This is a genomic window from Aestuariirhabdus haliotis (assembly GCF_023509475.1).
GTDB classification, from domain to species: Bacteria; Pseudomonadota; Gammaproteobacteria; order Pseudomonadales; family Aestuariirhabdaceae; genus Aestuariirhabdus; species Aestuariirhabdus haliotis.
Map to the genome: position 1 here is coordinate 1 of NZ_JAKSDZ010000067.1, position 14,518 is coordinate 14,518.

Below are 14,518 nucleotides of genomic sequence, written 5' to 3' on the forward strand. Positions count from 1 at the left end.
TTGAAAGGTCTGGACCTTACTGCAAAGACGTGCCGCGATTCTGGATTCGCCTGAAAGCCAGAGTTCATCTGAATTAATCAGAGGTGCCCTAGAAATTCGATGGATGTAGATGCCTACAGAGAGGGGGTCGCGGGGCCATCAATAAGCGGCAATCAGCCAGAGGGGCGACAATCAATCACAGGGAAAGCTAGGAAAGTTTGCTAAACAGATAGGCTGTTGGCAAGCGCAATGGCCAGCCAACAGCCGATTGGACGATCCGTTGATTCGGGGGGGATTATCGGCTGGTTTTTACATCCAGATAGGAGCGTTGAACCATGGTTTCCAGAGCATTGGTGGCCGCTACCAGCTCATCAAATGTCTCTCGTCGACGCTTCAGGTCAGCAATTTGTTCCTGGCTGGGATCCAGACCTTCGTCTCCAGCAATCTCAAAGAGAGCCTGAACATAACTGGCGCGAGCCCTGGCCACCATTTTTAATATGGGCTGAAGACTATCCAGCGAGAGCTCTTTAATGGCCGGATTAATCACCTCACGATTGATGTCACGGCGAACTTTTTCCAATTCCAGTAACAATCGATTGCTATCGGTGTGCATAGTTCCCTCTCTGTGAGTCGTAAACGTATTGAAACCTAGTCACTATAACCATAGCATTTTAGGCTAACAGGAACATATTCAATTACTTCGGTAAATAAACACCCGACTATGGGCCGAAAAAGCATTGATTCCAAACCGTTCCATTGTTGGACAAGCCTGATCTTTCAAGTATCCCTCCAATCAAAATGAGCACCCACTAATGAAAAAAAACAGCTGGCCGTTTCGATGGGACCTGCTATTGCGCTATCGACTGATTGAGATCGTCGCCTTGTGGGAGGGCCGTTTGACCACCAACCATCTCACTCGGGCGTTTGGCATTGGCCGCCAGCAAGCCTCCAAGGATATCAGTGTCTACCGGCAGGAGATCGCCCCCGATAACCTTGTTTACGATCAACAGCTCAAAGGCTACAAGCCCAGCGAACAGTTTACACCCCGGCTAACCAGTGGCACGGCGGACGAATACCTGCACCTGTTGAATCGCAACCGCGATCTCAACAGCACCTTCGAAACACTCAATATCAACACCGCCAATATGGAAGTTTTGTCCGTTCCTTCCCGCACCATTGAACCGCAGATACTGCGCACCATTATCAGCGCTGCGCGACAGCAACAACGACTGGAAGTGGATTATGTTTCCGTCTCCGACCCAAATCGGGAAGGCCGCATCATTGCGCCTCACACCCTGGTTTATAACGGCATGCGCTGGCACGTTCGGGCCTGGTGTGAAAAGCATGGGGACTATCGAGATTTTGTTCTTAGCCGCTTTCGTGGCAGCCCCGATATCCTGTCCGATGCCGAGCAAGGCATCGACTCTGACGATGACTGGAACCAGACAATCCACATCAAAATCCGTCCCGACTCGAGACTAAGCCCGGAACAGCGAAACGTTGTCGCTCAGGATTATGGCATGCACCGAGGCCAGTTAAGCCTGAAAACCCGGGGGGCACTGGTGCAATACGTGTTAAAACAGATGCAAATAGATCCCAACAGTCTGGACGACGACCCAAGAGCACAACAGATTATTATCAGCAATATTGATGAATTGCGGCCCTACTTATTCCATTGAATTTATTAGCCGCAGTTGCATGGGCGATGCATAAAAAGAGATGTGTCGGGCAAGCAGAGGCAAAGCGAAAGAACATGGCCAGCTCCCACGATGCCAGGAAATCAGTAAAGAGGTAAACGCTTGCTGAACCCGTCGAAAGATACCGCAGACTATGAGTTCAGCAAAAACAGCATTTTGAAAAAATAAGCGATTAAGGCCGACTGGGCAGCCGACGCTAATCTAATACAGGCTATTTATCTTTCGGCTTTTCACTGGGACGATTGTTGCCCAAGGTGATATGACGATTCCCCGCCATACTCTGCATACCACTGACACCCTGTTTGATCTCTTCGATTTCACCGCCAGATTCTAAAAAGGCGCGGGTTTGGTCGGCAATAGATTGAGAGGTTTCCAGCGCATCCTGCTGATTTTTACGATTGGCGGCGGTTCTTGGTCTGGCTGCCATGAGCGAGCTCCTTGCAAAATTGGCTAGCTATTGTACACGAAATAGACGATCAAAGGGGGATTATCCCGGAGCTGGTCGCTTTTTTGTCCATTAAGTACTCAATGCAATCGCTTAACTCCCAATTCTTTCCCCGGAAAGTGGCTTTCAGCTTTCGCTTGGGATTGCTCTAACAGCCAGACACTCGACGTCGAGTGAGCACCTATACTCTAGGGCACCTCTGATTAATTCAGATGAACTCTGGCTTTCAGGCGAATCCAGAATTGCGGCGTCTTTGCAGTAAGATCGCGACCTTTCTAAAAGGCGTAACAAAGAGGCTGGATTCGCCCGAAAGCCCCGCAGGGCGGGCCTAAAAATATTTTTAACGGTATTGAAGCTCTTATCCAGGTCTCGACATGAACGGCGAGCTTCGCCTTGATAAAACCCTTTTTAGGCACCGCAGAGTTCTATCCGAATTATGCAGAGTTGCCCTGGAAAACCTCTGCCAGGCCTCGGCATTCATTCTCCAACCACACAGGTGCGCCTTATGTTTCGATCACTCATTATGTTTGCTCTATCGTCACTGCTCAGTCTCAGTGCTTATGCCAATGATCGCACACTGGTAGGCAGCGTGATCAAGGTCACCGGTGCCAGCGAAGGCATCTACTTCGAAATGAATGCCGGCGTACCCACCAGCTGCGCTGACTCAAAACAGCAGGGGATGTTGATATTGGCGGATAATATTCCTTCGATGCTGATTATCTCTTCGAGCCTGATGGCCCGTTTCGTCACAGTCACTGCCGATTACGACTCGACACAAAAGCGCTGCATCGTCGATAGCGTTTCCATGGAATAGTTTGCCTTAACAGCCTGCTAGCGCCCAGCCAGCAAACACCGGCGAAATGCCGCAACATCGACCAGCATTTCGAGATCTTCCAACAGATCGCCGAAACGCCTGGCCTCCACCACCGAATAATGCAGTGACGCGGGGTTCATAAACCCATGCTTGTACACTGACTGGTAACAAACAACCTGTTCATGTGCGGATAGCACCTGAGCGGCTCGTTCAACATCGAAACTCTGTTCATAACAGGGAAAAACCAGAGTGGTTGGGCAATTGGGTTGCAGGTCCAGGTGGTGACGAATCTGGCCGGGATAGAACCCGATACAATGCTCGACAAGCATTGGGATACCCTGAGCTATGGCTCGCCACAATACTGACGCCCCGGCACTAAATCCGACTAGTACGCAGGGCTCTCGGGATCCATTGATCCCACCAATCACTCTCTCCAGATAAGCATCATGACCACAAACCGAGGTATAGTGCCGATAGGCTTCCTGCTCGTTCTTAAAGTTGCAGGGGCAACCATCATAGGGGTCAACGATCTCAACCAGAGCCTGGCTGGCCAGCGTGTCAGCCAGAGCTTCAATTGCTGGAGTACGACCAAAAATATCAGTCGCTACTATAACTCGCATCCGCAACCCGGCCTTTATTGGGGGAAACCGTCAAAATGCTCGGAGCATAAACCGGCGTCATACCATTCGGCGCGCTCTGCCCAGAAGATATTATCCTGGGGCGTCATATCAGGCGCTTCATTCAGCGAACCTGCGGGAACAATCAAGGCTTTCCCACTGGCTGACACATAGGGTACTGAACTGCCGCAATCCTGACAAAAAACATTGGAAATACTACGGCCCGGCACATCAAAACGCTTCACCTGGTCAACCCCCGTTAACCAGCAAATATTCTCGGGCCGGGTAAACAAATTAGAAACGTGAGCCGAACCCGATATTTTTTGACACTGCTTACAGTGGCATAAGTGAAATTGCTGAAACTCTTTTTTCAGCTCAAAAGTGACCGCGCCACACAAACATGCGCCAGTTACCTTGTTCATTTTCACCTCCTGTGAGTTTACGCCGTGACAGCATATCAAACTTTTACATGAGAATTTCCTGGGAAATGGCATCTACGCCTGCCCCGCCTTACGGAAATCAGTGGGGGTTTGCTGGAACCAACGTTTGAAAGCACGCCGAAAATTGGCCACATCCTGATACCCCAGCAACATCGAAATCGCCTCAACCGACAAGTTGCTTTCGCGTAGATGACGCACCGCGAGTTCGGACAGTATTTCCTCATTGATCTGCCGATAACCGGTTCCTTCCGATTTCAAACGCCGGGCCAGAGTGCGTTTGGAAACAAACATCGCTTTGGCCACGCCCTCTTCTGTGATCGACCCCATCGGCTTTGATAACAGCAGGCTCTTAACCCGGCTGGTCATTGAAAGATGACTGGCGGGTACCTGATCCAACAAGTTGAGACAGAGTTTCTGCGCCATGGCGTAAGACTCCCCACCACCGGCCGCATTACTGACGCGTGCCAAGTCTGCGGGCAAAACAATTCGGTTATCAGTGGACGAGAACTCAACAACTGAATGAAGGTAATCCGGGTAGAGTTGATAATAGGACGGGCGTTCGTAATCGAAGCAGAAATGCGCCTCGGTCAGTCGCCGCCCCAAGACTGATTCGACAACCGATTGCACAATCAGCGCAAAACTTTCCAACATCAAGCGCCGCTCCTCAGGTTGCGGATTCAATTTCAATCGGCACGAACAGGATAACCAGCGTTCATCCAGCTCCAGTTCAAGCTGGGCAAATGGAATCCGGATTGGCAGAAAGTCACGCAGCGCCTTCAAGGCCGTGATCAGATCTGGACTACTGAGGACTAAATAGCCCAACGGGCCGTGACTGGATGGCTGCAGCTGCCTTCCCAATCGCAAACCAAACTCTGGCACATTGCCCAGCCGCCAGGCATTTTCCAGCACTCGCAACTGCTGCGCACCGTTGAGCCTGGTTTCATCTCCCGGCAGCAGCACAGTCTGGGGTAGTCCCGTTCCCTGTAACAGCTTACCCAATGAGCGTTCTTGCAAACCTAATTCCCGCGCCACAATGCGTGAATAGCTGCTGGGAATAAAAAAACGATCTTGAATGGTTATGCATTCTGATACTTCCAATTCCGGCATTGATTCCATATGGATTGGCTACCTCAGGCACCTCAGTTTCTTCTCATATAGCCCTGGTAAATGGCTTGAATATTCTGAACTGAGCAAACAAGACACTCAGCCTGAAACCGATAAAGCTTTCCTCATTCTTAAACCTGATTGTCCGTTGGCGCCACCATCATGTCAAAAAATGACCCTCACAAGTCAATAAATGACACCCTGTAGCTTCATTTAATCCATACACTGAAATGACCTTAGCCAGCAGGAGAAAAGTGATGCCGACCATCACATTGATAGAACACAGCGGCCAGGATCATCGTATCGAAGCCGTGCCTGGAAAAACTCTGATGCAAAACGCTCTCGATCACCTGATTCCAGGTATTGATGCCGATTGCGGCGGTGCCTGTGCCTGTGGCACCTGCCATTGTTTTATCGACGAGCAATGGCACCCGCAAAGCGGTGACACCAGTGAGCTGGAAGCATCGATGTTGGCTATGCGCCCGGATCGAGAACCTAACTCTCGCTTGAGCTGCCAGGTGACCGTCACCGAGCAGATGGACGGCATGGTCGTTCGACTTCCCGAATACCAGATGTAACTCACAGAGGTTTCCACTATGTCGCAATCTCCAGCCTTACCCCACCCTTATGAGACCCCCATCGAACAGATCAATGTCAGCGATCCACGGCTCTACGAGCAGGACGCCTGGCGGCCCTATTTCGAACGTCTACGCCAGCAGGATCCGGTGCATTATCAGGCTGAAAGCGCCTTTGGCCCCTTCTGGTCGATCACTCGATTCGAGGACATTGTTGCGGTCGATACCAATCATGAGGTGTTTTCCTCCGAGCCCACCATCGTCATCGGGGACCTGCTTGAAGAAACCCCTTTCGAAATGTTTATCGCAATGGATCCACCCAAACACGACGTTCAACGCCGCGCAGCACAACCCGTGGTTGCACCGAAAAATCTGGCGGAAATGGAAGGCCTTATTCGCAGCCGTGTGATCGATATTCTGGATACTCTGCCCGTAGGCGAAACCTTTGACTGGGTCGATCGCGTCTCCATCAACCTCACCACACAGATGCTGGCAACCCTGTTTGATTTCCCCTTCGAGCAGCGCCACAAACTCACCTACTGGTCGGATATCGCGGCAGGATCTCCCGAAATTGCTGGCGGTGACGTTAGCCAGGAAGAGCGCCAGGCAGGACTGCAAGATTGCCTGGAAACCTTTACCAGGCTCTGGCATGAAAAAAAGGCTCAAAATGAACAGCAAAACAATAGTCGTTTTGATTTGATCAGCCTGCTACAGAAAGATCCGAATACCGCCGATATGGTCGACCGCCCCATGGAGTTAATGGGCAACTTGATACTGTTGATCGTCGGCGGCAACGATACTACCCGCAACTCAGCAACCGGCGGTGTATTGGCGCTGAACCAGAACCCTGCTGAATACGACAAGCTACGAGCAAATCATGCCTTAATACCCGGCATGGTGTCGGAAATTATTCGCTGGCAGACGCCTCTGGCCCATATGCGCCGAACCGCCACTCGAGATATCGAGTTTCAGGGCAAACAGATTCGTCAGGGTGACAAAGTCGTTATGTGGTATCTGTCGGGCAACCGGGATGAAAGCGCGATCGATAACGCCGACCAGTTTATTATCGATCGAGCCAATCCCCGCCATCATCTGTCTTTTGGTTTCGGTATTCATCGCTGCATGGGCAACCGGCTGGCCGAAATGCAACTACGCATCCTATGGGAAGAGATCATGCAACGCTTCCGCTTTGTGGAGGTAATGGGGGAACCCGAGCGGGTGAAATCCAACCTAGTACGCGGCTACAAAACCTTGCCGGTCCGATTGCACCCTCTGTAACCACTCCTTTTAGGGTTATGGGCACCGAAGCTTAGGGCACCTCTGATTAATTCAGATGAACTCTGGCTTTCAGGCGAATTCAGAATCTCGGCACGCCTTTGCAGTAAGGTCGAGACCTTTCAAAAAGGCGTAACAACAAGTCTGGGTTTGCCTGAAAGCCCCGTAGGGCGGGCCTAAAAATGGCTTTTCTCGGTATTGAAGCCCTTGTCCAGGTCTCGACATGAACGGCAGGCTTCGCCTTGGTAAAAGCCATTTTTAGGATCGCATAGCTCTATCTGAATGAATCAGAGGTGACTTAAGCTTTTGTACCCCCTTCAATACGCCTTTCCCCTCACCAATTTCCTGGCCAGGCACTCCTTCACATTACAGGTTGATCTCCCTCTTAGGTAACGCGTTAGATAGCGATAATATTTATGTCGACTTTTATAGACATAAATTAATATGTCGACTACTATCGACATATGAAAATTCAACAAGCCATCAACATGTTCGATGCGCTCTCTCAGGAAACCCGCTTGAGAGCGTTTCGCCTACTGGTGAAAGCAGGCCCGGACGGGTTGCCCGCCGGCGTACTCAGTGAACGCCTGGGTACACCGCATAACACCCTGTCTTTCCACCTCAACCACCTTTCCAATGCCGGCATCGTCTCTTCGCGCAAGCAGGGACGTTCGGTGATCTACAGTGCTAATTTCGAAGCTACACATCAGCTGATCGGTTTTATGGTGGAAGATTGTTGCAGCACCGAATTTGCCAGCATTCGAGAAGACAGTACCACCGGCTGCTCGATCATCGAACTGGCCAACTGCTGCCAGACAGCTGTGGGCTCTAAGTCCTGAGTCCAGCAGATTAAGAATCAAAGGAGAACATCATGAAGCGTCTGCACATACATATCGGGGTCGAAAACCTGGACCGAAGTATCGAATTCTATAACGCCCTGTTCGGCGCCCAGCCCGTTAAAACCAAAACGGATTACGCCAAATGGATGCTGGAGGATCCCAGTGTTAACTTCGCCATATCGACGCGCTCGGGCAAGCAAGGAGTCGATCATCTGGGCATTCAGGTCGATCAAGGCCCTGAGCTGGACACACTACGGGGACGCATCAAAGAGGCCGATATGTCGATCTTTGATGAAGGCGAAACCGTCTGCTGCTATGCCCGCTCTGATAAATCCTGGGTCAAAGATCCTTCTGGCATAGCCTGGGAAGCTTATCAAACCATGGACGATGCCGAGTTCTATACCGCCGATGAAGCATCGGACCCACCATCGCAATCTGGAGCCGAACCACAAGCCTGCTGCGCGCCCCAGTCGGAACCCGAACAGTCTAAAGGCTCCAGTTGCTGTGCCCCTGCCAAGAAAAAAACGGGCTGCTGTTAACTATGAAACAGGTTCTTGTGCTCTGTACCGGTAATTCATGCCGCTCTATCATCGCCGAAGCCCTGATTAACCACCTGGGTCAGGGCCGCTACCGGGCCGTCAGCGCGGGCAGCTGTCCGGCCGGTTATGTACACCCGCAATCACTCCAGGTGTTACAACGGCATGGCATCAATGTTGGCGATACCCGCAGCCAATCCTGGGACGATTTCAGCGACCAGACCTTCGATCTGGTGATAACCGTGTGCGACCAGGCCGCCAACGAAAGCTGCCCGGCCTTTTCTGGTCCTTGCGAAAAACTGCACTGGAGCACCCCCGATCCTGCTCAGGCAACAGGCACCCAAACCGAAATCGATAGGGCCTTTGAAGAGGCCTTCCTATTACTCAAAGATCGCGTAGAAAGTGAGCTGTTATGACAACGGAAAATACCTCCCCCATGGGTTTGTTCGAGCGTTACCTGTCCCTGTGGGTGGCTCTGTGTATTGTCGCCGGGGTATCACTGGGTATCGCCCTACCCGGACTTTTTGAGAGTATCGCCCGCCTTGAATACGCCAATGTCAATCTGGTGGTGGCGGTCTTTATCTGGGTGATGATCTACCCGATGATGGTTAACGTTGATTTCGCCTCATTAAAAGATGTGGGCAAAAAACCCAAAGGTCTGTGCATCACCCTGGTGGTCAACTGGCTGATCAAACCCTTTACCATGGCCGCCATTGGCATACTGTTTTTCGAATACGTTTTCGCCGACCTGGTCGATCCGGAAACCGCTCGGGAATACATCGCTGGCATGATTCTGCTGGGTGTGGCGCCCTGCACTGCGATGGTATTTGTCTGGAGTCAGCTGGTGCGCGGCGATGCCAACTATACGCTGGTGCAGGTGTCCATTAACGACATTATTATGGTGTTTGCCTTTGCTCCACTGGCGGCGCTGCTATTGGGCGTCACTGATATCGTGGTGCCCTGGGAAACCTTGTTGCTGTCGGTGATCCTGTATGTGGTCATTCCCCTGGCGGCTGGCTACTTCACCCGCAAACACCTGGATCGTAGCGGTCACCACGAGCGCATCGCCAGCCTGACGGCGCAGATCAAACCCTTCTCCATTATGGGCTTGCTGGCCACCGTCGTCTTGTTGTTTGGCTTCCAGGCTCAAACCATTATCGACAAGCCATTGGTCATCGTTCTGATTGCAATTCCTCTGCTGATCCAGAGCTACGGCATTTTCTTTATTGCTTACGGCTGGGCCTACCTGTGGCGAGTTCCTTTCAGCACCGCCGCTCCCGCCGCCTTGATCGGTACATCCAACTTTTTTGAGTTAGCGGTGGCTGTCGCCATCAGTCTGTTTGGCCTGCACTCGGGCGCAGCATTAGCCACGGTGGTCGGGGTTCTGGTGGAAGTACCGGTAATGCTCTCGCTGGTTGCTTTTGCCAATCATACCCGCGCACGCTTTGCCTGAACCTTTACGTGGCAGACATTCCCCTGCGCTGAAAATACGGACAGAGGAATGTCTTATTCGCTATCACTCAATTCAGATCCCATCGGGTTTCCGGCCGCGCCTCTAATAATACAACCTTACGCCGTTGAATCTGGTTCCGCTCATCGCTCAACAATCGTTTGCTATCCACAAGGGCCAAAGGCTGCGAGGATTCCCGCACCAATGAACCATCCGCAGCCAACGACAAGTATCGTCCGCAACATACCCTTAAAAATGAACTGAAGTTGCCCATATCATGACCGGCATCGATCGATTCCAGATAAAGCCTGGCAATCAGCTGATTCACCGTCATAGCGTCCCTGACGCCGATCTCTTCCAGCACCTGCCAGAAAAAATGCTCGAGACGCACCGAGGTCACTACACCATCAATGCGCAAGGAGCGCGTTTTGCTCGACCACAATGTGCGATCGGCACCGACAAATAATTCACACATCACGCGCTCCCTGAAGTTTTATTTTTTTAACGTAGCGCCCAAGTTTACTGGATCAACAGTTGATGAAACTGCTGTAACAGCGCCGGATGAGCTGGCCAGGCCGGCGCCGAAACCAGATTTCCATCGGTGATCGCCTGATCCATCTCCAGGCTTTGATACTGCCCACCCGCTTGCTCGACCTCAGGCTGGCAAGCGGGATACGCTGAAACTTGTCGACCTTCCAGCACACCGGCGGCGGTCAGTACCTGTAAGCCATGACAGATAGCAGCCACGGGTTTATTGGCGGCAAAAAAATCTTTCACCAACGATAGCACCTGAGCGTTGAGACGCAGATATTCCGGCGCCCTGCCTCCCGGAACATACAAACCATCGTATGCCTCGACAGAAGCCCCATCAAAGGAGGCGTTGAGGGTAAAGTTATGCCCCGGTTTTTCAGTGTAAGTTTGATGGCCTTCAAAATCATGAATGGCCGTGGCAATCACCTCTCCGGACTTCTTATCGGGACAAACCGCATCCACCTGATGCCCCATGGCCAGTAGTGCTTGAAACGGCACCATATTTTCATAATCTTCGACAAAATCGCCAGTAATCATTAGTACTTTTGCCATTCTATTGTCTCCTTGATTCTTATCATTAGCGGGACTTTATAGGAACGACTAATAGCACCACATTTCATCAAGTGGTGGGTAAGAGAATACTACTACATCAGACCCTGCGGTCTGGCTATTGGAAAAAACCCATAGAACACATTAGAGCCAGGGCGTTTGTGCATAACAACGCCCTGGCTGACAGACAGCTATAAGGCTGAGAGAAGCACCTTATTCCGCACTCAATTTCCCTTCAGCAGGCAGGTCCAGCGTCCCCTCATCACGCCCACCACCAATAAATTGCTGAATATAGAGTTTGCTTCTGCGCAACAGGTCCATCAGGGTATAGCGTTCACCACCGCCCAGTAAAAACAGCACCCCAGCGCTGGCAAAAAGCGCAAATTCACGCTTAAAACCATTGAGGTTTTTGATCAGGGTTTTATCAATGCCGAATTTGCTAAACATATACCAGAGCATCACACCCATCACCACCACACTGCTGGCTTGTACCACTTTCTTGCTGCCAAAAATCAGCAAGATACCCGTGATAGCAAGTATCAGCTGAGGAGTCGCAAAGGATGTAATATTGCCAAACGCGCCGAAAAAACCACCCACAATCATCACACTGGCCAGCGACAGCCTTAACAATAATCCCAATGCATTCCAGTCGGCAGTTATCTGCGGACGCAGAAAGCGATGATCAAGACTCTTCGTGCCTGAGCCCAGGTTGTACAGCACGAACATAAAGCCCGACAGCGCAATGTCACGGATTTGTACAAAAATAGCCGGCGAAGTATAGGTCTTAGCCTCCAGACTGATACCCGGCACCGTCATTGTCGGTAGCGCAATAACAAAGGTCCACAATAAAAAGCCGTAGAATAGACTAAGGGGCCTGACAAACAAGCCAAGAATCAGTGCGATTCCGCTGATCAATTCAAAGGCCGATAAGGCTGTCAGAAAAATCGCCGGGCTAAGTAGATCTCCGATTGCTCCGGTAAAGAGATACTCCTGGAACAACGCATTAATATAACCACTGGTCGACATGTAGTTGCTCACCATAGCATCATGAGTTGAGGAACCCAGTAATAAGCTTAATTTGGAGGTTCCTCCGATCACAAACACCAAACCCAAGCCGACTCGTATAAACAGTGCCGCCATCCCTGCCTGAATTTCAGAGAGTAAATATGCAGATTTATTCACAATAATTTCCTTATATATCCATGGGAAGACTCGTAGCGAAGCTAAGTCTTCAAAGAAAAACGCTAGTTTTGTTGGATAGGTTAAAGAAAATCAGTAAATTGGAGGGCGAGGTATATAGATTTGACGCCAGGTTTTCATAGCAAAAAGTGAACGCGCCCTGAACACCGCATGGAGACGTTCGCTAATAGAAAAAGCCGTTATCAACGCGGCAGGTAAACACAGATCGACACAGGGAGCCGCATTCTCTTGCACTGCATTGGCGTCTGAGTCGGTCTCAACCCCAATAGCCAGATCGGCCCCATCACCAATCATCCACGATAACGAGCGATCAGGGATATCCTCAGCCTGTAACCGCATCAGGAGGCCCTGATTGTCCTTCGAATCATGTGCCGGCATATATTCAAAGACCAGGGCAAAGTTGGTCAGCACAACAGATTGCATGCAGAGCACCATAAATAGCGCCAGGCTTTGCACAGGTTTAACCATGACAGGTAACCCTGAGCAACCCCGGCAACAAGGTACGAAGGCACAGGTTGTGTCTATGATGTTTAAACCGCACCATCGAAACCCGCTGCCCCTTGCATTGTAAAATCCCTGTATTTTAAAGCTGTACCGATTCCAGATGCAGACCTTGTTGACCGGGGTTTTATTTCAGCCACCAAGAAAAATATTACAGTTCGCTGATCTTTTTCCACTCTTCGGGATCGTATTCTTTCTCTGTGCTTTTGGTAATGTCAGTCATCAGCTTGCTGCGAATTTCTGACACCCGCTCAAGCGCCTGCAAAGCAAAGCCGTTGGAGTGCATATTGATATACCACAGTGCCATTTCCCGGTCCTTCGCGAGCATTTTTTTGATCGCATTATCGACATAAGGCAGACTGGCAACCAGGCGTTGTTCGGCCTGATCCCTCAGCTCATGAAGCGCTTCTCGGTACTGCCCGTCGCTGCTGTTCAACAGGGCTCCCACCGAGCGAAATCGCCAATAGGCACTGACCGAGTCAAATTCATTAGTGCCCAAACGATACGCTCGAGGAGTGTCAGTAATCGAGCCATAGAGCGGAATAAAAATACTGTCCGAGACATTACCAATGCTTTGCCAGATAACACCAGCCAGTTCCGGGGGCATACCCGGGCGCATTTCAATAATATGGGACTCTACATTACGGTCGATGCCAATCACCCGCTCGGCCTTACCTTCCAGCGGAGTGCCCGTGTAATCCGCGCGAAGCATATTAGCGATATCGAGTACCGTCAGCTTCTTATCCGGCTTCATAAACAGCGGATAACGCTCCTGGCGAATCTCCTGATATATCGAGGGAGAAAGCAGATGCTGCGCCAGCCAGATGCGGTCCGTATTATAATCATCATTCAGAACACCGAAAGCACGCGCAAAATCAAACCTTTTACTATTAACCTCGCCCAGTAACTGATGTTTTTTGACATGTTCGAGCAGCCCTTTTGAATGCAATACCCTTTTTTTGTTGGTGATATCAATATCATAAATACGCAGGGCATTCGCTTGCACAACATATTGGTTATCCGGCACCTTAACCGCTATCCAATGATGGCCGGATCCGATCTCCATCAGCCAGGCCTCTTTTTGATCCGAAATCGCCAACCCATTCGCTTCAGCAGCACCAATACTCTCGACATAGCCACCCAGTAATTCAACCGCATGACGCGCCGAGGTCGCCTGAGATAACAGTAAGGTCGGGATCACCGATTCATCGATGCCCGGTTTAACAAAGGGATCCGCTTTTTGGGATTTCTCGTTGGCTTCCGCGCTGTAGGTAGCGGTCACAGCAACATTCAGCGAGTTAATACCCACTTCCTCAAAAGGACCAGCCCCGGACCCCAGGGTATTGGCATCCCAGTCGGGCATGGCTGTGTATTGCAGAGTTTTACTGGGTTTGGCGACGCTCAGTCCGCTACCAAACTGCCAGAGATCACCCTCTTCATGCTCGGCCGCGACCCTTACCACCATATGCTTGGCCCAGTTATTTTCCGGAAAGTCCTCATTACGGGCAATCATGTAAGAGCCGGTTGCAGAGGCGGCCTTACCGACAATAATGCCCGTACAGGCCAAAACTTGCTGCGAAAACAGCAACGACAATATCATTAAGGTAGAAACAAACGATCGATTTCTTATCAGCATAAGAATCTCCTTATCCCTATTGCGTTGACAAAAAAAAATGAAAACTCAGAAGAAATGAGCTTTACAAGACTAGCTCTGAACAAAATAGCGTCAAGGAACTGATCGTTTTTCAATAAAAAAGTAGAAACCGGTCAGCAAATCCAGTTTCGTTTTTACTCAAAAACAATTATTCAATATTTTTTAATTATTTTTCTAAATATAAAAGATCAGAAAAAACACCGAACAAACCAAAGTGTTAAGGCACCTCTGATTAATTCAGATAGATCTCTGCGGATCCTAAAAATGGTTTTTATCAAGGCGAAGCTCGCCGTTCATGTCGAGACCTGGACA

The 14,518-nt window shown here is 50.4% G+C and carries 18 protein-coding genes; 8 read left to right on the forward strand and 10 right to left on the reverse strand.

What is annotated here, in order from left to right; translation table 11 throughout:
• Positions 1 to 274: 274 nt before the first annotated feature.
• Positions 275 to 592 (reverse strand): hypothetical protein, encoded by a 318-nt coding sequence (locus MIB40_RS18515; protein ID WP_249696988.1) that lies wholly within the window; start codon positions 590 to 592, stop codon positions 275 to 277.
• A 199-nt stretch (positions 593 to 791) separates the two neighbouring features.
• On the opposite strand from MIB40_RS18515, the gene MIB40_RS18520 reads away from it, so the two are divergent.
• Positions 792 to 1,658 (forward strand): helix-turn-helix transcriptional regulator, encoded by an 867-nt coding sequence (locus MIB40_RS18520; protein ID WP_249696989.1) that lies wholly within the window; start codon positions 792 to 794, stop codon positions 1,656 to 1,658.
• Between the two features lie 229 nt (positions 1,659 to 1,887).
• Here the strand turns inward: MIB40_RS18520 and MIB40_RS18525 are convergent, their stop codons facing one another.
• Positions 1,888 to 2,103 carry a hypothetical protein gene (locus tag MIB40_RS18525; RefSeq protein ID WP_249696990.1) on the reverse strand — a complete coding sequence of 72 codons (216 nt, stop codon included), beginning with the start codon at positions 2,101 to 2,103 and terminating at the stop codon, positions 1,888 to 1,890.
• Between the two features lie 523 nt (positions 2,104 to 2,626).
• Between MIB40_RS18525 and MIB40_RS18530 the strand changes: the two genes are divergently transcribed.
• Positions 2,627 to 2,935, forward strand: a complete 309-nt coding sequence (locus tag MIB40_RS18530) for a hypothetical protein (RefSeq protein WP_249696991.1) — start codon at positions 2,627 to 2,629, stop codon at positions 2,933 to 2,935.
• A 17-nt stretch (positions 2,936 to 2,952) separates the two neighbouring features.
• Here the strand turns inward: MIB40_RS18530 and MIB40_RS18535 are convergent, their stop codons facing one another.
• The 3 genes from MIB40_RS18535 to MIB40_RS18545 all read right to left on the reverse strand — a co-directional run bounded on the left by MIB40_RS18535 (position 2,953) and on the right by MIB40_RS18545 (position 5,108).
• Positions 2,953 to 3,555, reverse strand: a complete 603-nt coding sequence (locus MIB40_RS18535; RefSeq protein ID WP_249696992.1) for a dienelactone hydrolase family protein — start codon at positions 3,553 to 3,555, stop codon at positions 2,953 to 2,955.
• A gap of 14 nt (positions 3,556 to 3,569) precedes the next feature.
• Positions 3,570 to 3,974 (reverse strand): GFA family protein, encoded by a 405-nt coding sequence (locus tag MIB40_RS18540; protein WP_249696993.1) that lies wholly within the window; start codon positions 3,972 to 3,974, stop codon positions 3,570 to 3,572.
• 72 nt (positions 3,975 to 4,046) lie between these two features.
• Positions 4,047 to 5,108 carry an AraC family transcriptional regulator gene (locus MIB40_RS18545; RefSeq protein ID WP_249696994.1) on the reverse strand — a complete coding sequence of 354 codons (1,062 nt, stop codon included), beginning with the start codon at positions 5,106 to 5,108 and terminating at the stop codon, positions 4,047 to 4,049.
• A gap of 245 nt (positions 5,109 to 5,353) precedes the next feature.
• Here MIB40_RS18545 and MIB40_RS18550 point away from each other — a divergent pair, with 245 nt between their 5' ends.
• The 6 genes from MIB40_RS18550 (at position 5,354) to arsB (ending at position 9,774) form a co-directional block, all read left to right on the forward strand.
• Positions 5,354 to 5,674 carry a 2Fe-2S iron-sulfur cluster-binding protein gene (locus MIB40_RS18550; protein ID WP_249696995.1) on the forward strand — a complete coding sequence of 107 codons (321 nt, stop codon included), beginning with the start codon at positions 5,354 to 5,356 and terminating at the stop codon, positions 5,672 to 5,674.
• 18 nt (positions 5,675 to 5,692) lie between these two features.
• Positions 5,693 to 6,949 (forward strand): cytochrome P450, encoded by a 1,257-nt coding sequence (locus MIB40_RS18555; RefSeq protein ID WP_249696996.1) that lies wholly within the window; start codon positions 5,693 to 5,695, stop codon positions 6,947 to 6,949.
• A gap of 461 nt (positions 6,950 to 7,410) precedes the next feature.
• Positions 7,411 to 7,785, forward strand: coding sequence for an ArsR/SmtB family transcription factor (locus tag MIB40_RS18560; RefSeq protein ID WP_249696997.1), 375 nt, complete (start codon positions 7,411 to 7,413; stop codon positions 7,783 to 7,785).
• A gap of 32 nt (positions 7,786 to 7,817) precedes the next feature.
• On the forward strand, positions 7,818 to 8,324 hold the full coding sequence (locus MIB40_RS18565) for an ArsI/CadI family heavy metal resistance metalloenzyme (protein ID WP_249696998.1): 507 nt from the start codon (positions 7,818 to 7,820) through the stop codon (positions 8,322 to 8,324).
• 2 nt (positions 8,325 to 8,326) lie between these two features.
• Positions 8,327 to 8,737: an arsenate reductase ArsC gene (locus MIB40_RS18570; protein WP_249696999.1), complete on the forward strand. Its 411-nt coding sequence runs from the start codon at positions 8,327 to 8,329 to the stop codon at positions 8,735 to 8,737.
• Positions 8,738 to 8,757: 20 nt separating this feature from the next.
• Entirely contained in the window at positions 8,758 to 9,774 is a 1,017-nt protein-coding gene (gene arsB, locus MIB40_RS18575; RefSeq protein ID WP_319941693.1) for an ACR3 family arsenite efflux transporter, read from the forward strand.
• Positions 9,775 to 9,841: 67 nt separating this feature from the next.
• Here the strand turns inward: arsB and MIB40_RS18580 are convergent, their stop codons facing one another.
• The 5 genes from MIB40_RS18580 to MIB40_RS18600 form a co-directional block, all read right to left on the reverse strand.
• Positions 9,842 to 10,246 (reverse strand): ribbon-helix-helix domain-containing protein, encoded by a 405-nt coding sequence (locus MIB40_RS18580; RefSeq protein ID WP_249697001.1) that lies wholly within the window; start codon positions 10,244 to 10,246, stop codon positions 9,842 to 9,844.
• Positions 10,247 to 10,290: 44 nt separating this feature from the next.
• Positions 10,291 to 10,854, reverse strand: a complete 564-nt coding sequence (locus tag MIB40_RS18585; RefSeq protein ID WP_249697002.1) for a DJ-1/PfpI family protein — start codon at positions 10,852 to 10,854, stop codon at positions 10,291 to 10,293.
• A gap of 210 nt (positions 10,855 to 11,064) precedes the next feature.
• Positions 11,065 to 12,033 (reverse strand): DoxX family membrane protein, encoded by a 969-nt coding sequence (locus MIB40_RS18590; RefSeq protein WP_249697003.1) that lies wholly within the window; start codon positions 12,031 to 12,033, stop codon positions 11,065 to 11,067.
• A gap of 90 nt (positions 12,034 to 12,123) precedes the next feature.
• Positions 12,124 to 12,519 carry a hypothetical protein gene (locus tag MIB40_RS18595; RefSeq protein ID WP_249697004.1) on the reverse strand — a complete coding sequence of 132 codons (396 nt, stop codon included), beginning with the start codon at positions 12,517 to 12,519 and terminating at the stop codon, positions 12,124 to 12,126.
• A 184-nt stretch (positions 12,520 to 12,703) separates the two neighbouring features.
• On the reverse strand, positions 12,704 to 14,188 hold the full coding sequence (locus MIB40_RS18600) for a C69 family dipeptidase (RefSeq protein ID WP_249697005.1): 1,485 nt from the start codon (positions 14,186 to 14,188) through the stop codon (positions 12,704 to 12,706).
• Between the last annotated feature and the right edge of the window lie 330 nt (positions 14,189 to 14,518).